Here is a 19563-nt window from a genome sequence, read left to right as displayed (position 1 = left end):
TTCAGTCACCGGCCATACCTCCCGGCCCCCAACCGTAGTCGGCGTTCCCGGAACGTCCGAGCGGGCGCGCGGGTCAGTCCGATGCTGCGGCGAGAGCGCTGATCGCGCGGCGCAGGGCGTCGAACGCGGCCGGAATGTCCCAGGCGCTCCGGTCGCGCCGACCGATCAGGTTGCTCACCGCGCGTAGCTCGGCCCAGCGGACGCCGGCGGCGCGGGCGGCCCACGCCACCCCGTAGCCCTCCATCGCCTCGGCCACCGCGGTCGGGTGGACGGTCGCCAGCTCGGCGCCGCGACGGTCGGTACCGGTCATCGTGGCGAGGGTGAGGACCTCGCCGGTCAGTGCGGGGACGCCGGCCGCGCCCAGGGCGTCGGTCACCCACCGGCCACCCGTCGCGGACAGCACGTCACCACCGGCCAGCCCGAGCCCGGTGAGGTCGAGGAAGCCCTCCTCGGTGTCCGCGCCGAGATCCGCCCACCGGACGGTGTCGGCCACGACCACCGAGCCGATCGGGGCCCGACCGGCGAAGCCACCGGCCAGGCCGGCCGAGACGACCAGGTCGTACTCACCGGACGCCAGCGCCATCGCGGTGCTCACCGCGGCCGCTACCGGCCCCACACCACCGGCCAGGCCGGTGATCGGCCCGGGCGCGACGTCGCCGAGCGCCGCGTCCAACTCGGCCGGGACGGCGGTGACGAGCAGCACCCGCATCAGTGGGCTCCGAGCGACCGGCCAGCGCGGAGAAGGCCCGCGGTCTCTGGCGTTTCGTTCTCAACGTCGGGTGAACCGTCCTCGCTGCCGGGCGTCCAACTCGGCCGGGACGGCGGTGACGAGCAGCACCCGCATCAGTGGGCTCTTCTCGACCGGCCAGCGCGGGACGCCCGGCAGCGAGGACGGTTCACCCGACGTTGAGAACGAAACGCCAGAGACCGCGGGCCTTCTCCGCGCTCTCGCCGGGGTGCAGCGCGAGCAGCTCCAGCACGTACGTGGTCTCTCCGGTCGCGTCGTTCGGGACCGTGAACCGGATGTACGAGGTGCCCTTGCGGACGAACGAGACCGGCGCGAGGTTGCCGTCCGAGCTGGCCAGCGCGGCCGTCCACCCGTCTTCTCCCACGTTCGGCGGGACGTCGACGTGGACGGTGCTGCCGGGCTTCACGCTGATCTCGCCGGCGTTGCTCGGGCCGGCCTTGCAGTCCGAGCCGGGCGTCGAGGCGTTGAACGTGCCCTCCTCGAAGCACCAGGCGGTGGCTTCGCCGCCCACCGAGTCACCGCCGCTGACCACGGTGGCGTAAGGGGCCGGCTTGTCGCACGCCGTGACCAGGCCGAGGGTGGCCGCCGCCACCGCGAGGGCCAGGCTGCGCTTCGAGACACCCATCTTCAGCTCCTGAATCCACCGAACGACCAGCGGTTCGACCATAGCCAGCGGGTCGGCCGTCCCGCCTGCGGGGTCCGGCGCGTCGCTTCCCGCCTGTGTCGGTGGTCGCGAGGAGCCGTCACACGCCGCGGGCGGGACCGGCCGAGTGCCGCTCGAGGGTGGGCGAGGGGGCGCTGTAGGCCTGGAGGGTCCACTCGCTCGCGGGGTCGGTCGCCGGGGCAGTGGCGGCCCGCTGCGCTGCCCACGCCCACGCGCCGACCCGCACCGCCACCAGGGCCACGATCAGCGCGACCATCGCCAACCCCCACCGCCCGGACAGCGGTATCAAGCCCGCCGCTCCGCCGCTCACCCACGCCAGCTGGATCATCGTCTCGGAGTGGGCGAATGCGCTGGCCCGCGACTCGTCCGGCAACCGCTCCTGGATCACCGCGTCCACCGCGAGCTTCGCCAGGCTGCTGGCGAGCGCGGTGCCGAACGCGAGCAGCACCAGCACCGGCAGCGAGTAGAACACCGCCGCCACGGCAGCACCGAGCGCGACGCCGCTGACCGCGATCGCGTCCAGCAGCAGCGGTCGGTGGAGCTTCAGCCGGGTGCCGATCAGCGTCGCCACGAAGCTTCCGGCGGCCAGCGCGACGGCGATCGTGCCCAGCGCCGTCAGCGGCGCCAGCAGCAGGTCGTCCTCCCGCACCCGGAACGCCATGAACAGCGCGAGGAATCCGAACACCGCACGGAGCGTCGCGCCCGCGGTGACCGCTGCCCAGACCGGCAGGTTCCACAGCCGCAGCGCCTCACGGTGCGCCAGCAGCGCGAACACCCGCGGCGGTACCTCCGGCCGATCCGAGTCGACGCCGGCGGGCAGCCGCAGCGAGAGCACCATGCCGACGAAGAACACCACGGTCGCCAGCCGCAGCGCCCACCCCGGGCCGAACGTCGCCAGCGCCGCCCCGACCGCACCGGCGAGGCCGCCGAAGATCGTCCCGGCCAGCGATCCACGGGCGTTCGCCTCGACGAGCGTGATCCGGGACGGCAGCAGGCGTGGCACGGCGGCCGAGCGCGCCACACCGTACGACTTCGACATCACCAGCACGCCGAACGCCGCCGGGTACAGCACCCAGGTGTCGAGCTGGTCGGCGATCGCGTACGCCAGGAAGCCCCGAGCCAGCATCGTCGTGGCCAGCGCGTACCGGCGTCCGTGCCGGAACCGGTCGAGCACCGGCCCCACCAGGGGAGCGAGCAGCGCGAACGGCGCCATCGTGATCAGCAGGTAGAGCGCGACCCGGACCCGCGCCTCGCCGACCGGCACCGAGAAGAAGATCGTCCCGGCCAGCCCGACGGCGACCAAAGCGTCACCGGCACATGACAGTCCGTGCAGGTCGAACATCCGGTGCAGACCGGTCTCGTCGGCGCCGTCCGCACGGCGCGCGTGTCGTACCCGAGCCCAGCCACGTCCGCCGAACCGCGCCGCCCCCGAAACCGCGGTCGCGAACGGTCCCCGGGAATAGTTCCGCGCTGGGCTGTCAGCGCCGTGAGGGCCGTCGTTTACCACGCATCCATCGTTACCCACGCGAAGCCCCGGCAGTCACCTCCCTGCGGAGGGTTCACCCGTCCGGATGAGGTCTTGGGGTCGCCTTACCCAGTTCGAGGTCGGGTCGGCGGGTTGACGCCGTCGGCGAGCCGGAGCTCGCGGCAGCGGAAGAACCCCAGCGTGAGAGGGGGTACACGCCGAAACAGCACCGGGGTTCCCGGCTCCGGGGGCGCGTGAGGAAGAATGAATGATGTGACGACCCGCACGGTGAACCGTCCCGCGGCATCCGACTCGGCCGGGGATGGCCCGCTGCCCGCTGCCGTACCCCCACTGGAGTCTGTGGTGACCGGGAACCCAGAGGCCACTGATGCAACCCGGCCCGGCAAAGCTGCCGCGCGCCGGGCCCCTCGCGCTGTCAAACTCGACGCCGTCTGCGCGCAAGCCACCGACCTCGCCCTCGAAGCGGCCCGTGAGGTCGGCGGCGAGATGGTGGGCGCGCCGGCAGACGTCACCGCCGACGGCGAACGACTGGTCACTCACCGGTTCGCCGCGCTCCAGCCCGGCTACTCCGGCTGGTACTGGACGGTCACCGTGGCGCGCGCACCACGGTCCAAGCACGTGACGGTCAGCGAGGTCGCGCTGCTGCCGGGCTCGGACGCGCTGCTGGCACCGGAGTGGGTGCCGTGGAGCGAGCGGCTGCGCCCCGGAGACCTGGGGGTCGGCGACCTGCTGCCGACCGCACCCGACGACGACCGGCTGGTGCCCGGTTACGTGCTCTCCGACGACCCCGAGCTCGCCGAGGTGGAGTACGAGATCGGCTTCGGCCGTCCGCGCGTGATGAGCCGGCTGGGCCGGGATGAGACCGCCGAGCGCTGGTACACCAGCCGCTCCGGGCCGGAGAGCGACCTCGCGAAGGCCGCTCCGGCGCGCTGCGGCACCTGCGGCTTCTACCTGCAGCTGGCCGGGTCGCTCGGCTCGATCTTCGGTGCATGCGGCAACCTGTTCGCGCCGGACGACGGCCGGATCGTGTCGGCCGACCACGGCTGTGGTGCGCACTCCGAGGCGCTGGTCGAGCCGACTCCGCCGGTGCCGCCCGCGCCGATGGCGCTCGACGACGACATCGAGGTCATCCGCACCACGCACACGCCCGGCTCGGTGGAGGACTCCACCGATGCCGAGCCGCTCGGTCACGGCTAACGCTCCGTGTCGTCGACCGGAATCGACCTGCGCCCGTGCGAGCGGGCGTCATCCCTGACGCGTCCGTCGTCACCGGTCGCCGAAGTGCAGCGCTGGTGACCACCGACCCGTTCGGTCTTGCGGAGCGGCGGGCCGCCGTTCTCGCGTCTTGGGCAAGCGTCGCGACCCGATTCCGGGAGGACGCGAACGCCGAGGAGGAGCTGGTCCGCGGCGGGCTCGGCGGCTACGCCGACCGCCTGGTCGTGGAGCTGGCCCAGAACGCGTCCGACGCCGCGGCTCGCGCCGGCGCGTCCGGCGTACTGCGCTTCGCGTACGCCGACGGCGTCCTGTCGGTCGCCAACACCGGTGCGCCGTTGGACGCGGCCGGCGTCGACGGGCTCACGTCGCTGCGCGCCTCCGCCAAAACCACATCGGGCGACGCCCGGGAGCCCGCCACCGTCGGAAGGTTCGGGGTGGGGTTCGCCGCCGTCCTCGCGGTGAGCGACGAACCCGAGGTGCGTTCGCACGCCGGTGGGGTGCGGTTCTCCGCGGAGCGGACCAGGGCCGAGGTGGCCACGCTCGGCGGAGCGGCCGCTGCCGAGCTGGCACGGCGGGACGGCGGCGTGCCGGTGCTCCGGCTCGCGTGGCCGGCCGACGCACCGCCGCCGGCCGGATTCGACACCGAGGTGCATCTGCCGGTACGGCCGGACGCGACCGAGTGGGTCCGGACCTTGCTGGCCGACGTCGAGCCGACGCTGCTGTTCGCGTTCCCCGGCCTGAGCCGCCTGGAGATCGCGGTCGACGGCGTCGAGCGGGTGATCGAGCGGGCGGGGGCAGGCGAGCAGACGGTGTCGCTCGCCGAGAACGGCACGGTGACGACCTGGCTCGTCCACGGTGCCGAGGGCGAAGTGCCTGCGGAGCTGCTGGCGGAGCGTCCGCTGGAGGAGCGCGCGGCGCTGGCGCGGTACCGCACGCTCGCGGCCGTGCCGCTGACCGACGGGGTGCCGTCGCCGTTGCCCGGTGACACGGTGCTGCACGCGCCGTCACCGACCGACGAGCCGCTTTCGCTGCCGCTGCACCTCGCCGCCACGTTCCCGCTGGAGGTGTCCCGTCGCCGGGTGGCGCAAGGACCGTTGACCGACTGGCTCGCGGCACGGGCCGCGGACACGGTGGTGTCGTTGCTGGCCGCGGCCCCGCCGGTGGTCGAGGCGCTGGCGCTGGTGCCGCGCCCCGGCCTCGGTAAGGCTCCGCTCGATGCGGCGATCTGCTCGCTGACGCTCACGAAGCTCCGGGGCACCGCCTTCCTGCCCGCGGTGCCGAGCCCCGAGCCGGTGGCCAGTGCCGATGATCCGCTGCGCGACGACGAGCTCGACCTGCTCGCCACGGGCCTCGGCGTCCCCCCGGAGGCCGCGCCGGAGCCGAACGCTGCCGGGAGGCCGGACGTCACGGCGGAGCCGAAGCGGGTGACGCCGGAAGACGCGGTCGCCCTCACGTCCGAGCTGGCGGCCGCGGCGGACGCGTTGGTGGACGCGCTGGCCGGCGTCGTGCCGGGGCTGCTACCCGCCGACTGGTCCTCCCGCGCTGCCGCCGGTGCGCTCGACGCGCTGGGCGTCCGGCGGCTGGGCGTCGCCGACGTCGTCGACGCGGTGGCCGGCCTCGATCGGTCCCCGGCCTGGTGGGGTCGCCTCTACGCGGCGCTGGAGCCGGCGAGCCTGGATCCGGACGCCCTGGCCGCGCTGCCGGTGCCGCTCACCGACGGACGCACGATCACCGGCGTGCGCGGGGCCCTGCTGCCCGGCCCGGACCTCGCCGCGGTCGCCCCGGACACACTCGCGCCGCTGGGGCTCCGCGTCGTCCACCCGGACGCCACCGGCAGCGACCTGCTGGTGCGGCTCGGGGCGCGCCCGGCAACCGTGCACACGATCCTGGCCGACGACCGGGTCCGCGCCGCGGTCGCCGACTCGCTCGACGCCGACGAGCCCGAGTCGCTGGCCGAGGCGATCCTCGCGCTCGTCGTCGCCGCCGGGATCCGCCCCGGTGAGCAGCCGTGGCTGGCCGAGCTCGCGCTGCCCGCCGACGACGACTGGTACCCGGCCGGTGAGCTGGTCGTACCCGGCTCGCCGCTGGTCCGGGTGCTCGCCGGCATGGGCACCGACGACGCCCCGTTCGGCGTCGTCGACGAGGACTTCGCGAACGACGTCCTCGCCGCCCACGGGCCGGACGTGCTGCCCGCGGTGGGTTGCCTGACGACGTTCACCGTGCTCGAAGCCGACGACCTCGATCTCGTCGACCTCACCGACCTGGAGAGCGAGGACGCGGACCTCGACCTCGACGGCCTGGCCGAGTGGGCGGACGCGGTGATCGAGACGATCGACCCGACCGGCACCGTCGGCGCGCCCCCCGGCACCCGGATCGAACGGTTCCGTGCCATCCGCGATCTGGATCTCGTCGATCCGGAGCAGTGGCCGGTCGCGCTGGAGCTGCTCGCGTCCGGGGCGCCGCGAGACGTGCTCAACGCCACCGCGTTCGCGGTCACCCCCGACGGCACCCGGATCGAGGTACCGGCGTACAGCCGCTGGTGGCTCGCCCGAGAACCCATCCTGGACGGACGTCCGCCGAGTGAACTCCGCACTCCGGACGCGGTCGACCTGGACGGCCTCTACGACGTGGCCGCCACCACCGCGCAGCCTGCGGACCCGGCCTTTTTGGCACTGCTCGGCTGCCGTACCGGTCTGCACGACGCGATCGCGACCGACCCCACCGACCTGCTGCACCGGCTCGCGGACGCCGACCGCACCGCGGTGCCGTGGATCGTTCCGCTGATCTACGCCCGGATCGCCGAGGCGCTGGCCGGGGCCCGGGTTCCGGCACCGGCCCGGATCCGGGTCGCTCCGGACGCGGTGGCCGACGCCGACCAAGTCGCGATCCTCGACCAGCCGTGGCGTCTCGACGCGCTGGACGGCCGGGCACCGATCCTCGGCGGTGACGATCCGGTCTCCGTCGCCGAGCTGCTCGATGCGCCGCTGGTATCCGAGTTGTGAAGCTGTTACGCACCCTGGCCGCGCTCGCGATCACGGTGTGCGTCGCACTGCTGCTGGCGGTCCTCGCCGGCTACGGCAGTGCGCAACGGGTCGTCGACCAAGGCCGGTTGGTCGCACCGGCGGAGGTGTTCGAGCCGTTCGGCTGGCAGGCGAACGTGCGCGACGATCCGGCCGGACCGGCGACCGTACTGGTCAGCGGCGACGGCTGGGGGATGCGCGGGGTGACCTACCGCGGCAAGGTCGCGGTGGTCGCCGAGACCGGGGTGTACCGCACGTTGCGGTACAAGGTCGACGTCCAGGCTGGTGAGGACGTCCTGCTCTCCCCGGACGGCACCGCGGTGGCCGACGCGCTCCCGCACCCCGTGGCGCGGGCCTCGGGCTCTCCGTCGCCGGATCCGGTCAGCACTGATCCGGCGATCTGGATCACCGAGCTGTCCACCGGGAAGTCGACCCGGTTGGCGATTCGGGGAAGTGGGGCGGCCCGTCCGGTGGCGTGGTCGTCGGACGGCGAGAAGCTGCTGGTCCACGTGGCGGCGGCGCCCGAGCACGGGCCGTGGACCGGTGGGGACCTGAACCTGCTCGACCTGGCCACCGGCACGGTGAGCCGCCTCGCGGACCTCGGCGCCGTCCCGGTCCACCGGGCACATCTGGCCGCGTTCTCCCCGGACGGGCGGAGCGTCGTGGTCCAGGTCGGTGACGCTCTGCGGATCGTCGACACGGCCTCCCGGAGCGCCCGGACGCTGGCCAACCTCGGGCCGGACCGCCGGCTGGCCGGAATCGGGGCCTGGAGCGCCGACGGCAGCCGGATCGCCGTCCTCACGCTCTCCGGCTGTACGAAGCTCTGCACCCGCGACGCGCTGGACGACCGGACCTGGCAGGTCGACGAGATCAACGCGACCAGCGGCGCGCCGCTCACCGGCGGCTTCGACCGGCTGACCGGCTCGGCGGTGCGGGTCCTCGGCCGGTCCGACAGCGGCGAGCTGGCCGTCGTCCGGTACCGAGCAGGCGAGGACCTGAGCAGCGACGGCGCAGGCACCCTGCGCGTCGACGGCGACGAGGTCGAGGAGACCGACTACCGGGCAGTGGGCGACGCGGAGCTGATCGGTCTCGGTCCGACCGGCGATCGGCGGACGCTGGTCACGCTCCCGTCGGGCGCCCGGCACGTGGACGTCGCCGCGAATCTGGTCGCCGCCGACCGGTTCGACGGCCGGTCGCCACGGCCGATGCCCTGGCCGGCGCCGTTCTGGGTGAACGCTGCCGTGGTGGTCGTCCTGGTACTGGCGATCTGGCTGGTGCTGCGCGTCCGCCGCCTGGGCGCGTGATCAGGCAGAGACGGACGGGGCGCCCGCGTCGTCACGCACGGGTTCGTGCACCAGCACGCGTACGTGCATCGTCGTGCGTTGCTGCAGTGCCGCGCGCAGCGCGCGGTGGAGCCCGTCCTCCAGGTACAGAGCACCGTCGAACTCGACCACGTGCGGGAACAGATCGCCGTAGAACGTCGAGTCCTCGGCGAGTAGCCGGTCGAGGGCCAGCTCCCGCTTGGTCGTCACCAGCTGGTCGAGGCGGACCTGACGGGGTGGGATCCGAGCCCACTCCCGCAGCGACAGACCGTGGTCGGGGTACGGCTTCCCGTCCCGGACCGCCTTGAATATCACGGTCCTTACGCTCCTTTCGTCCCCAGCCACCGTCGGTTCAGCCTAGCGAGCGGCGCACGCCCCGGGGTGCCGACCGGGCGCAGGCAGCCTCAACCGTCCGGTCAGTTCTTGTTATGGATAACCCGTTGTAGTCGTTTTTGCACGGTATGAAGCGGCCTCGGGTCGCGAAACCGGACCAGCCGGGTGAGGATCGGGCGCATGCCGAACACCGTGTTCTGGTTCCGCCGTGATCTGCGGCTCACCGACAACCCGGCGCTGCTCGCTGCGGTGAGCGCCGCCGCTGACGACGGTGTTCTGGCGCTGTTCGTGCTGGATCCGATGCCGTTGCGGGCGGCAGGAGGGCCCCGGGTCAGCCATCTGGTGCGGTCGCTGCGCGCGCTCGACGAGTCGCTAGGCGGCGCCCTGCTGATCCGGTACGGCGATCCGGTCGAGGAGGTGCCCCGGGTGGCCGCCGCGATCGGCGCCGAGGAGGTGCACATCGCCGCCGATTACGGACCGTACGGCCGGGGTCGCGATCAGCAGGTCGAGAAGGCGCTCACCGGCCACGGCGTCACGCTGCACCGCACGGGTTCGCCGTACGCCGTCGCACCGGGCCGGGTCCGGAAGTCTGATGACTCGCCGTACCGGGTGTTCACGCCGTACTCCAAAGCCTGGGCCGCCCACGGCTGGCGGGCTCCGGTCGCCGCGCCGCGCGCCGTCTCCTGGCTGCCCGCGCACGACTCCGCCGGGCCTCCCTCGGTGCCCGACCTGCCGGACGTCGACCTTCCCGACGCCGGTGAGGACGCCGCCCGCGAGCGGTTGTCCGCGTTCCTGGACGGCCCGATCCGGGACTACGCGACCGAGCGGAACCGCCCGGACCGGGAAGGCACCTCCGGTCTGTCCGTCCACCTCAAGTACGGCGAGCTGCATCCGCGGACGATCCTGGCCGAGCTGGCCCGTCACCGCGGGGTCGGCGCCGACACGCTCCGGAACGAGCTGTGTTGGCGGGACTTCTACGCCGATGTGCTGTTCCACCGGCCGGAGAGCCTCTGGGAGTCGTTGGACGCCCGGGTGGGTGGTATCCGGACGGACTCGGGGCCGCGCGCCGACGAGCGGTTCACCGCCTGGGCTTCCGGTCACACGGGATATCCGATCGTCGACGCCGGAATGCGGCAGCTGCGCGCGATCGGCTGGATGCACAACCGGGTGCGGATGATCACCGCGTCGTTCCTGGTGAAAGACCTGCACCTGCCGTGGCAGCGGGGAGCCGCGTACTTCCTCGACCGGCTGGTCGACGGGGACTACGCGAGCAACAACCACAACTGGCAGTGGGTGGCCGGCACCGGAACGGACGCGGCGCCGTACGTCCGGGTGTTCAACCCGGTGACGCAGGGCAAGAAGTTCGACCCCGACGGGGCCTACGTGCGCCGGTGGGTGCCGGAACTCGCCGGGGTCGGGGGCGGTGCGGTGCACGAGCCCTGGACGCTGCCGAAGCCCCCGGACGGGTATCCCAAGCCGATCGTCGACCACGCAGCCGAACGCCGAGAGACCCTGGCCCGCTTCGACGAGGTCCGCGCCTGAGGCGTTGCACATTCTGCTCCGTCATGCGGCACGAGAACGTGCAACGCCTCGATCGGCTTAGAGGGGACGCACGCCCCACGTACCGCTCCAGCGTTCGCCTGGTTGCAGTGTGATCAGGCCTTCGCCGGAGTTGAACGCGTCCGGCGGGCACGTCATCGGCTCGACCGCGACGGCCTGGTTCGCCACGCCGTTCGGCCCGACCCCGTTGTAGGCCTGCACCCAGCCGAACGACGCGTCCTGCCAGAGCTGCCCGCCGCGCCCTTCGGCGTCGACCAGCTCGGAGACCGCGATGCCGTCCGCGTCCCGCTCGGTGACGACGAACGGCGTGTCCAGCGAGGCGGAGCCGATCTTCCGGCCCTTGCGGTAGTCCCACTCGGTGCCGTCGACGTCCTCGACGCCGGTCGGCAGCAGACGTTCGTCGGTGAGGATCCGGCGACCGGCGGGCAGCCGCAGGGTCGCGTCGTCCAGCGGTTCGCCGCCGAGCGTCAGGTACGGGTGGATGCCCAGGCCGAACGGCGCCGGGTTCGGCCCGACGTTCGTCGCCTGGTGCTCGACCTTGAGACCGTCCTTGCCCAGCGAGTAGTGCACCCGCAGGACGAGCGCGAACGGGTAACCCGGTCGCGGCTGGACGGTCCGGGCCAACGTCACCGCGGTCGGGGTGTGGTCCAGCCGGTCCCACATCTCCCAGCGAACCAGACCGTGGATCGCAGTGCGCTTCTCCGGCTCGTCCCAGGACAGCTTGTGGTCTTCGCCGCCGAACGTGTACTTGCCGTCTCTGATCCGGTTCGGCCACGGCGCCAGGATCTGGCCGACCCCCTTCGCCGCCATCGCGTCGGCCGGGTATCCGGCCAGGATCTCCCGACCGTTCACCGTGTACTCGCGGATACCACCACCGATCTCGACCAGCGTCGCCCGCTGGGTACCCGCCTCGATCGTCCACTGATGTCCGGACGGGATGTTCCACCGCGCCGCCATCGAGCCTCCACATCGTCGGGAAGATCACCCAGGTGCTTCGACCCGATCACCGGACCGGGCCGACACCGGGCAGTCATGCGTTTGGGAATGCATAGAGCACTCCGTTCGGGGCACGATATCGGGCGATGGACGCCAGCACTCTCATCCCCGCCCAAGCGGACCTCCCGGCGCTCAAGGCAGTCGCTGCCGGATGTACCGCGTGTGAGTTGTACGCGCCGGCCACCCAGACCGTGTTCGGTGCCGGCAACCCGGAGGCGAAAGTGCTGCTCGTGGGGGAGCAGCCGGGCGACGTCGAGGACCAGCGCGGGCTGCCGTTCGTGGGTCCGGCGGGCAAGCTGTTGCAGCGGGCGGTCGCCGAGGCCGGATTCGAGCAGGGCGCGGTCTACGTGACCAACGCGGTGAAACACTTCCGGTTCGAGCAGCGGGGCAAGCGGCGGATCCACCAGACGCCGCAGCCGGAGCACATCCGCGCGTGCAATCCCTGGGTGGCCGCCGAGATCTCGGCCGTGCACCCGGAGGTGGTGGTGTGCCTCGGCGCGACCGCGGTGAAGGCGCTGCTCGGCTCGAAGTACCGGGTGACCAAGGACCGCGGTGAGCTGCTGCAGTACACCGGCCCCGGTGCCGAGGAGCGCACGAAGGCGCTGATCACGATCCACCCGTCGGCGATCCTGCGGATGCCGGACGACGCCCGCGAGAAGGGTTACGCGGACCTCGTCGCGGATCTCACGGTGGCGGCCCGAGCCGTCGCCTGACCCCGTACCACCGCCGCATCCCGAGCGGGGCGGCGCGAGCCCGCGTGGGCGGGTGGTTTTCCCGACAATCCGCCCCGCGCCCGCCGCGAGCGGTGGTCTTCCCGAAAATCCGTCCGCGCGCCCGCCCGGAGCGGTGGTCTTCCCGAAAATTCACGGCTGGCCCCCGCCCGGGCGGCGGTGTGGCGTCGGTCTAATTCCCCACGCACTGGTAGGGAATGCCTCTATTTCCGGTTTACGCTGGTCAGATGCGGCGCCGGAGCCGCCTGGGAACTGGAGGCACGTGTGTCCGACTACGCGATCCGGTTACGTACCACCGGCGGCCCGGAGGTCTTGACGCCCGAGCCGATCGAGGTACCACCACCGGGCCCCGGCGAGATTCGCATCCGGCAGACCGCGGTCGATCTGAGCTACCTCGACGTGCTGCACCGCTGCGGGCGGCTCGACGTCCCGCTCCCCACCGGCCTCGGTAGCTCGGCGGCGGGCGTCGTCGAGGCGATCGGGCCCGCTACCCGCCGACGTCCGACGTCCGACTTCGCGGTCGGCGACCGGGTGGCGTACGCGACCGTCCCGCTCGGTGCCTACGCCACCACCCGCAACGTGCCCGCCGACGCGCTGGTCCCGCTCCCGCCGGAGGTGGGCGACGAAGACGCCGTGGCGGTCCTCGCCAAGGGTTTGCTGGTGTGGGCACTGATCCGGCACGTCCATCCGGTGCAGGCGGGCGAGACCGTCGTTTTCCACGCTGCGGCGGGCGGCGTCGGGCTGGTCGCCGGCCAGTGGTTGAGCCACCTGGGCGTCCGCGCGATCGGCACGGTCGGGTCGGCGGACAAGGTGCGCCTCGCGGTCGACAACGGCTACGACGAGGTCGTGCTCTACCGCACCGACGACCTGGCCGCTCGAGCCCGGGACCTGACCGACGGCGTCGGCGTGCCGGTGGTCTACGACCCGGTCGGCGCCGCCACGTTCGCCACCTCGCTGGACGCCTTACGGCCGCGCGGCTTGCTGGTCTCGTTCGGCAGCATCTCCGGCCCGGTGACCGGCGTCGAGCTGGGCATCCTCGCGGCGAAGGGATCGCTGTTCGTCACCCGTCCCACGCTGGACGCCTACCTCCCTGACACGGCGACGCTGCGGGCGGCGTCCGCCGAGGTGCTGGGTCTGGTCGCGCGCGGGGTGATCCGGCCGAACCTGCGGCAGCGGTTCGACCTCGCCGATGCCGGGAAGGCCCAGGAAGCGCTGGAGTCGCGAGCCACCGTCGGCGCTACGGTTCTCCTACCCTGACGAGGAGGCTCCACATGCCTGACTACGGGATCCGCTTCCACGAGACCGGCGGCCCGGAGGTCCTGCGGTACGAGGAGATCGAGCTGCCGCCGCCAGGACGGGGCGAGGTTCGGATCCGGATCACCGCGATCGGCCTGAACTTCGTGGATACCTATCGGCGGACCGGGCTGTACCCCGTGGAACTGCCGTCGGCGCTCGGTGCCGAGGCGACGGGCGTCGTCACCGAGCTGGGCGAGGGCACGGCCGGCCTGGCCGTCGGTGACCGGGTGGCGCACGCGACCGGCCCGCTCGGGACGTACGCGACCGCGCAGAACGTCCCGGCGGACTGCCTGGTGCCGATTCCGGACGGTGTGCCCGACGAGGCGGCGGCAGCCGTGCTGCTCAAGGGCCTCACGGCCTGGTACCTGCTGCGGCGCACCTACCCGGTGCAGCCGGGGGAGACCGTGGTGTTCCACGCCGCTGCGGGCGGCGTCGGGCTGATCGCCGGGCAGTGGCTGCGTCACCTCGGGGTCCGGGCGATCGGGACGGTCGGCAGCGCCGAGAAGGCGAAGATCGCGACCGCGAACGGGTACCGGGACGTGATCCTCTACAGCGAGGAGGACGTGGCGGCCCGGGTACGGGAGCTGACCGACGGCGCAGGTGTCCCGGTCGTCTACGACTCGGTGGGTGCGGCGACGTTCGAGAACTCGCTCGACTGTCTGCGGCCGCGGGGCCTGATGGTCTCGTTCGGCAACGCGTCCGGGCCGGTGACCGGGGTCAACCTGGGCATCCTCGCGTCGAAGGGGTCGCTGTTCGTGACCCGACCGACGATGGCGCACTACCTGAGCGACCGCAACGAGCTCCGGGCCGCGGCGGCGGAGTTGTTCGAGCTGGTCGAGCGCGGCGTGATCGACCCGAACATCGGGCAGCGCTTCGCACTGGCGGAGACCGCGAATGCCCATCGGGCCCTGGAATCCCGCGCCACGACCGGCAGCACGGTCCTGCTGCCCTAGTGCACGGCCCTGGGCGGGCTCCAGGTCCGGACGAAACGCTATGGCGCTCCGTCGTACTTGATGAGCTTCGGGACGGCGAGGGTCAACAGCACGACCAGGACGACGCAGAGCAAGCCGCCACCGACCCAGGACACGGTCGGGCCGAACCAGGACTCGGTGGCGCCCGCCCGCAGGTCGCCCAGCCGCGGTCCTCCGGCCACGACCACCATGAACACCCCCTGCATCCGTCCGCGCATCTCGTCCGGTGCGTAGACCTGCAGGATCGTCTGCCGGTACACCGCTGACACCAGGTCGGCGGCACCGGCCAGCGCCAGCAGCACGACGACCAGCCAGAGCTGACGCGCCAGCCCGGCCGCGGCCACCGCTGTGCCCCAGCCGATCACCGCGAGCGTGAGCGCGAGCCCTTGCCGACGCACCCGCCCGATCCAGCCGGACGACAGCCCGGCGAGCACCGACCCGATCGCGATCGCCGCGTACAGCCAGCCGACGGCACCCGGGCCGCCGTACCACTCGTTCGCGACCTGCGGGAACAGCGCCCGCGGCATCGCGAATACCATCGCGATGATGTCCACCGCGAACGACATCAGCAGCACCGGCTTCAGGATGATGAAGGCCAGTCCCTGACCGACCGCGCGCAGCCCCGGGCTGACCCGCTCCCCGGTCGGTGCCAGGTGCGGCAACCGCACGGCCGCGTACAGCGCCACCGTGAACAACACCGCGTCGACCGCGTAGGCGACGGCGTACGACCACCGCGCGAGGAGGAGGCCGGCCAGCAGCGGCCCGATCACCGTGCCGAAGTTGCTCGCGGTGAAGTTCAGCGTGTTCGCCGAAGCCACCTGCTCGCGCGGCACCAACCGCGGAATGATCGCGCTGCGGGTGGGTCCGCTCACCGCGAACGCTCCCGACTGCACCGCGGTCAGCCCGAGCAGCAGCCAGGTGCTGTTCAGGCCGAGCACCGCCTGCACGACCAGCGCGCCGGTGGCCCCCCAGACGACTGCGGACGAGATCAGCAGCAGCGTCCGTCGATCGATCGCGTCGGCGACCGCACCGCCCCAGAGCCCGAACAGGATCAGCGGCACCAGCGCCGCCAGGCCGAGCATGCCGACCCAGAACGAGGAGTCGGTGATCGCGTACATCTGTACGGGAACTGCGACCGCGGTGATCTGGTACCCGATGAACGAGACGCTCTGGCCGACGAACAAGCGCCGGTATGCCGTCTGCCGCAGCGGACGGGTGTCCACCAGCACGCGCCGCCACCAGGGGCCGCGTGGCGGGGGCGCAGCAGGCGGCGCAGCGCCCCCGGTCGATCGGCTGGTCTCCTCCGCGGTGGTCTCCGCGCCCGTGCCGGTGGCGTCGGGCGAACCACTCACGGAGCGAGCCTCTCGACGACCCAGGTCTCGCCGTCCCGCCGGTAGCGCAGCCGATCGTGCAGCCGGTCCGGGCGTCCCTGCCAGAACTCGACGGTGTGCGGCACCACCCGGAACCCGCCCCAGGTGTCCGGCCGCGGCACGTCATCGGGGTAGCGGGCCGCGAGCTCGGCCTCGGCGTGCTCGAGCGTGGCCCGGTCGGGCACGACCCGGGACTGAGGGCTCGCTGCGGACCCGAGCCGGGAACCTCGCGGCCGTGAACTCCAGTACGCGTCCGACTCGGCCGGATCGACGCGGCGGACCGTGCCGGCGATGTTCACCTGACGCTGGATCGGATGCCAGGGGAAGAGGAGCGTCGCCCGGGGGTTCTCGGTCAGCTCCCGGCCCTTCCGGGACGGGTAGTGGGTGTAGAACGTCAGGCCGCGCTCGTCGGCGTCCTTGAGCAGCACCGTTCTCGCGCTCGGCGTCCCGTTGGCCGCCGCGGTGGCCACCACCATCGCGTTCGGCTCGATGATCTCCGGAGCCGCGACGGCTTCGGCGAACCAGGCGCTGAACTGGGCGAACCAGGTATCGGCGAGGAGGTTCTCGGTGAGCTGCCCACGCTCGTAGCCGACCCGCATCCCGCCGACCTGCGAGACGACCACCGCTGCCGCGAGCTCGGCGGCGCCCGTGCCGGACTGGGCAGCTGCGGCTTCGGCCGCGGCGGCCACCTCCGCGGCAGCCGCAGCAGCGGGCGTCGCGCCGTCTGGCTCGTCGCGCCGGTCAGGTCCGTCCACGATTCCTCCGTCCCCGGCCAATGTGTGGCCGACACAACTTTAAGCCCGTCCCGCCGGTGGAAATCGGGTGGTAACCGCCCGGACGGCTTTACCCCATCCAGGGGCGATGCGGGGAATGGTTACCGTCCGCCGGAAGGTGTGGCCGTTTCGTGACGCGCTCATGTCGCCGCCGTGTCCTCCGAGGATGTGGGCTGCGACACGATCACAATGGGCTTGGTCCGGTCTGACCTCGCGGACCACCGGGGAACGGTAGGAAGATGACAGAAACGTTCCCGACTGGTGGTCGGCTACAGCCCACCGCCGGTCGAGCCGGCCGGGGCGTACCGCCACCGAAGACCACTGGGAGCTGAGCCAGCCATGTCGGAGTTCAAACCGGGGCTCGAAGGCGTCGTAGCCTTCCACACCGAGATCGCCGAGCCAGACCGCGACGGTGGCGCGCTGCGCTACCGCGGCGTCAATATCGAAGACCTGGTCGGCAAGGTCTCGTTCGGCAACGTCTGGGCGTTGCTGGTGGACGGCAAGTTCGGCCCGGGCCTGCCGCCCGCGGAGCCGTTCCCGGTGCCGGTGCACTCCGGCGACATCCGGGTCGACGTCCAAGCCGCGATCGCGATGCTGGCCCCCTACTGGGGCCTGAAGCAGCTCATCGACATCGGCCCGGAGCAGGCGCGCGAGGACCTCGCTCGCATCTCGGTCACCGCGCTCTCGTTCGTCGCGCAGTCGGCCCGGGGCATCGGCCTACCGGCGGTCCCGCAGCGTGAGATCGACAAGGCGAACACGATCGTCGAGCGGTTCATGATCCGCTGGCGCGGCGAGCCCGACCCGAAGCACGTCCAGGCCGTCGACGCCTACTTCATCTCCGCCGCCGAGCACGGGCTGAACGCCTCGACGTTCACCGCTCGGGTGGCCGCGGGTACCGGCGCCGACTGTGCCGCCTGCATCTCGTCCGCGATCGGCTCGATGTCCGGCCCGCTGCACGGTGGCGCCCCGTCGCGCGTGCTCAAGATGCTCGACGAGGTCGAGAAGTCGGGCAACGCCGAGGCGTGGGTCAAGAACGCACTCGACAAGGGCGAGCGGCTGATGGGCTTCGGGCACCGGGTCTACCGGGCCGAGGACCCGCGGGCCGCGGTGCTCCGCAAGACCGCCAAGGAGCTCGGCAGCACCCGCTTCGAGGTCGCCGAGGCGCTGGAGAAGGCCGCGCTGGCCGAGTTGCACGCCCGCCGCCCCGACCGGGTGCTCGCCACCAACGTCGAGTTCTGGTCCGCGGTCGTCCTCGACTTCGCCGAGGTTCCGGCGCACATGTTCACCTCGATGTTCACCTGCGCGCGGACGGCCGGCTGGTCGGCTCACGTCGTCGAGCAGAAGAACCTGAACAAGCTCGTGCGCCCGTCCGCGCTCTACACCGGCCCGGGCCCGCGTCGGCCCGACGAGGTCGAGGGCTGGGACACGATCCAGCACGGCTGATCTTTTCCACACCGAAGGGCGGGCCGCCGAAGGGCGGCTCGCCCTTCGTGTGTCTCGGTGACCTGCCGCCCGTGCCCGTACGTATTTCCTGCGGACGCTCGGCGCGCGCCGAGCGTCCCCAGGAACTGGTTCGGCACCTCGCCGCGCGGGTGGGAGGATCGTCGCGGCACGGAAGCCGCCAGCAACGTCGTCGACCGGAATGCTGAAGGAGCGCTGATCAAGCCCGTGAGCGTCACGATCCCCGCCGAGTTGTTGCCCGCCGACGGCCGGTTCGGCTCCGGCCCGTCGAAGGTCCGTCCGGAATCGGTGGACGCACTCGTCGGGACCGGGCGGAGCTTCCTCGGGACGTCGCACCGGCAGGCGACCGTCCGCAGCCAGGTGGCGCGGCTGAAGTCCGGCCTGGCCGAGCTGTTCACGCTCCCCGACGGTTACGAGGTAGTACTCGGCGTCGGTGGCACCACCGCGTTCTGGGAAGCGGCGGTGTTCGGCCTGATCCGCGACCGAGCGCAGTTCCTCTCGTTCGGCGAGTTCGGGGCGAAGTTCGCCAAGGCCGCGAAGATCGCGCCGTTCCTGGGCGACCCCACGATCGTCGAGTCGGCCCCCGGTGACGCCCCGGTCTTCGAGTTCGAGGACGGCGTCGACGTCTACGCCACCCCGCACAACGAGACGTCGACCGGCGTCGCGATCGCGGTGAAGCGGGTGCCCGGTGAGCACCTGATGCTCCACGACGGGACGTCGGCGGCGGCCGGTCTCGCGGTGGACGTGTCGGAGACCGACGTGTACTACTTCGCGCCGCAGAAGGGCCTGGGCAGCGAGGGCGGCCTGTGGCTGGCGTTCCTGTCGCCGGCCGCTCTTTCCCGCGTGGAAGAGATCAGCGCGTCGGGGCGCTACATCCCCGCGTTCCTGGATCTCGCTACCGCGATCGACAACTCGCGTAAGGACCAGACGTACAACACCCCGGCGCTGACGACGATCTTCCTCGCCGCCGAGCAGGTCGACTGGTTCAACAGCCAGGGCGGTCTGCGGTGGACGACCGAGCGCTCGGCCGAGTCGGCCCGGACCCTCTACGAGTGGGCCGAGGCGTCCACGTTCGCCGCGCCCTACGTCAAGGACCCGGCCAAGCGGTCGAACGTCGTCGGGACGATCGACTTCGACGAGTCGGTGGACGCGGCTGCGGTCGCCAAGGTGCTCCGGGCGAACGGGATTGTGGACACTGAGCCGTACCGCAAGCTCGGGCGGAACCAACTGCGGATCGCGATGTTCCCCGGCATCGACCCCGCCGACGTAGCCAAGCTAACCGCCGCCATCGACTTTGTTGTGGGCAGCCCGCCCAGGGGGCGAGCCTGACAGGCGAGCGCGAGGCCTTGAGACCACAGCAAGGTCGAGCCCAGCGGAAGCTGCCTCGAGCGGCGCCCGACACCGGCGGATCCGTGGTTCGCTGCGGCCTCGCGCTCGAGTGCCAGCCTCGTCCTGGGCGGGCTCCGGGTCAGTACAAAGACGAGTGGCGCGTCGGGACAGACAAACGGGACTATTAGTGCGTACCGTTGGCATGGCCGGAGAACGGCGCGCCCATTCGGCGTGGTATGCGGGGCATACGCGCCCTGCCGTCGTATGGTGGGCACGCTCGCCGGTGTC

At 72.2% G+C, this 19563-nt stretch carries 16 protein-coding genes; 9 read left to right on the top strand and 7 right to left on the bottom strand.

Annotated features, from left to right (window positions below):
- Positions 1 to 73: 73 nt before the first annotated feature.
- The 3 genes from mqnB to ABEB28_RS12315 form a co-directional block, all read right to left on the bottom strand.
- Positions 74 to 709, bottom strand: coding sequence for a futalosine hydrolase (gene mqnB, locus ABEB28_RS12325; RefSeq protein ID WP_345728179.1), 636 nt, complete (start codon positions 707 to 709; stop codon positions 74 to 76).
- Between the two features lie 187 nt (positions 710 to 896).
- Positions 897 to 1373 carry a hypothetical protein gene (locus ABEB28_RS12320; RefSeq protein ID WP_345728178.1) on the bottom strand — a complete coding sequence of 159 codons (477 nt, stop codon included), beginning with the start codon at positions 1371 to 1373 and terminating at the stop codon, positions 897 to 899.
- A 118-nt stretch (positions 1374 to 1491) separates the two neighbouring features.
- Entirely contained in the window at positions 1492 to 2919 is a 1428-nt protein-coding gene (locus ABEB28_RS12315) for an MFS transporter (protein ID WP_345728177.1), read from the bottom strand.
- Positions 2920 to 3240: 321 nt separating this feature from the next.
- Here ABEB28_RS12315 and ABEB28_RS12310 point away from each other — a divergent pair, with 321 nt between their 5' ends.
- From ABEB28_RS12310 to ABEB28_RS12300, 3 genes are all read left to right on the top strand, one after another.
- Positions 3241 to 4095 carry a DUF3027 domain-containing protein gene (locus ABEB28_RS12310; protein WP_345728176.1) on the top strand — a complete coding sequence of 285 codons (855 nt, stop codon included), beginning with the start codon at positions 3241 to 3243 and terminating at the stop codon, positions 4093 to 4095.
- 95 nt (positions 4096 to 4190) lie between these two features.
- Positions 4191 to 7115 carry a sacsin N-terminal ATP-binding-like domain-containing protein gene (locus tag ABEB28_RS12305; RefSeq protein WP_345728175.1) on the top strand — a complete coding sequence of 975 codons (2925 nt, stop codon included), beginning with the start codon at positions 4191 to 4193 and terminating at the stop codon, positions 7113 to 7115.
- The gene (locus ABEB28_RS12300; RefSeq protein WP_345728174.1) at positions 7112 to 8437 is read left to right on the top strand and encodes a TolB family protein; all 1326 of its coding nucleotides are present in this window, start codon (positions 7112 to 7114) and stop codon (positions 8435 to 8437) included. Before ABEB28_RS12305 ends, ABEB28_RS12300 begins: the two co-directional genes overlap by 4 nt.
- Here ABEB28_RS12300 and ABEB28_RS12295 read toward each other — a convergent pair whose 3' ends face one another.
- Positions 8438 to 8770 carry a type II toxin-antitoxin system VapB family antitoxin gene (locus ABEB28_RS12295; RefSeq protein ID WP_345728173.1) on the bottom strand — a complete coding sequence of 111 codons (333 nt, stop codon included), beginning with the start codon at positions 8768 to 8770 and terminating at the stop codon, positions 8438 to 8440. It abuts the gene before it with no gap.
- Positions 8771 to 8968: 198 nt separating this feature from the next.
- On the opposite strand from ABEB28_RS12295, the gene ABEB28_RS12290 reads away from it, so the two are divergent.
- Positions 8969 to 10330 carry a cryptochrome/photolyase family protein gene (locus ABEB28_RS12290; protein ID WP_345728172.1) on the top strand — a complete coding sequence of 454 codons (1362 nt, stop codon included), beginning with the start codon at positions 8969 to 8971 and terminating at the stop codon, positions 10328 to 10330.
- 57 nt (positions 10331 to 10387) lie between these two features.
- On the opposite strand, the gene ABEB28_RS12285 is transcribed toward ABEB28_RS12290, so the two are convergent.
- Positions 10388 to 11305 (bottom strand): aldose 1-epimerase family protein, encoded by a 918-nt coding sequence (locus tag ABEB28_RS12285; protein WP_345728171.1) that lies wholly within the window; start codon positions 11303 to 11305, stop codon positions 10388 to 10390.
- Positions 11306 to 11430: 125 nt separating this feature from the next.
- Here ABEB28_RS12285 and ABEB28_RS12280 point away from each other — a divergent pair, with 125 nt between their 5' ends.
- The 3 genes from ABEB28_RS12280 to ABEB28_RS12270 all read left to right on the top strand — a co-directional run bounded on the left by ABEB28_RS12280 (position 11431) and on the right by ABEB28_RS12270 (position 14324).
- The gene (locus tag ABEB28_RS12280) at positions 11431 to 12057 is read left to right on the top strand and encodes a UdgX family uracil-DNA binding protein (protein ID WP_345728170.1); all 627 of its coding nucleotides are present in this window, start codon (positions 11431 to 11433) and stop codon (positions 12055 to 12057) included.
- Between the two features lie 282 nt (positions 12058 to 12339).
- Positions 12340 to 13332, top strand: coding sequence for a quinone oxidoreductase family protein (locus ABEB28_RS12275; protein WP_345728169.1), 993 nt, complete (start codon positions 12340 to 12342; stop codon positions 13330 to 13332).
- A gap of 14 nt (positions 13333 to 13346) precedes the next feature.
- Positions 13347 to 14324, top strand: coding sequence for a quinone oxidoreductase family protein (locus ABEB28_RS12270; protein WP_345728168.1), 978 nt, complete (start codon positions 13347 to 13349; stop codon positions 14322 to 14324).
- A 38-nt stretch (positions 14325 to 14362) separates the two neighbouring features.
- On the opposite strand, the gene ABEB28_RS12265 is transcribed toward ABEB28_RS12270, so the two are convergent.
- Both ABEB28_RS12265 and pdxH read right to left on the bottom strand, forming a co-directional pair.
- Positions 14363 to 15571: an MFS transporter gene (locus tag ABEB28_RS12265; protein ID WP_345728624.1), complete on the bottom strand. Its 1209-nt coding sequence runs from the start codon at positions 15569 to 15571 to the stop codon at positions 14363 to 14365.
- Between the two features lie 119 nt (positions 15572 to 15690).
- Positions 15691 to 16311 (bottom strand): pyridoxamine 5'-phosphate oxidase, encoded by a 621-nt coding sequence (gene pdxH / locus ABEB28_RS12260; protein WP_376980334.1) that lies wholly within the window; start codon positions 16309 to 16311, stop codon positions 15691 to 15693.
- Between the two features lie 513 nt (positions 16312 to 16824).
- Between pdxH and ABEB28_RS12255 the strand changes: the two genes are divergently transcribed.
- Complete coding sequence (locus ABEB28_RS12255) at positions 16825 to 17928, top strand: citrate synthase 2 (protein WP_345728166.1); 1104 nt, start codon at positions 16825 to 16827, stop codon at positions 17926 to 17928.
- Between the two features lie 213 nt (positions 17929 to 18141).
- The gene (gene serC / locus ABEB28_RS12250) at positions 18142 to 19275 is read left to right on the top strand and encodes a phosphoserine transaminase (protein ID WP_376980332.1); all 1134 of its coding nucleotides are present in this window, start codon (positions 18142 to 18144) and stop codon (positions 19273 to 19275) included.
- Positions 19276 to 19563 lie beyond the last annotated feature (288 nt).

Source organism: Cryptosporangium minutisporangium, from assembly GCF_039536245.1.
GTDB classification, from domain to species: domain Bacteria; phylum Actinomycetota; class Actinomycetes; order Mycobacteriales; family Cryptosporangiaceae; genus Cryptosporangium; species Cryptosporangium minutisporangium.
The sequence above is the reverse complement of the archived record's forward strand: the minus strand, read 5'-3'. Positions and strand labels throughout refer to the sequence as shown.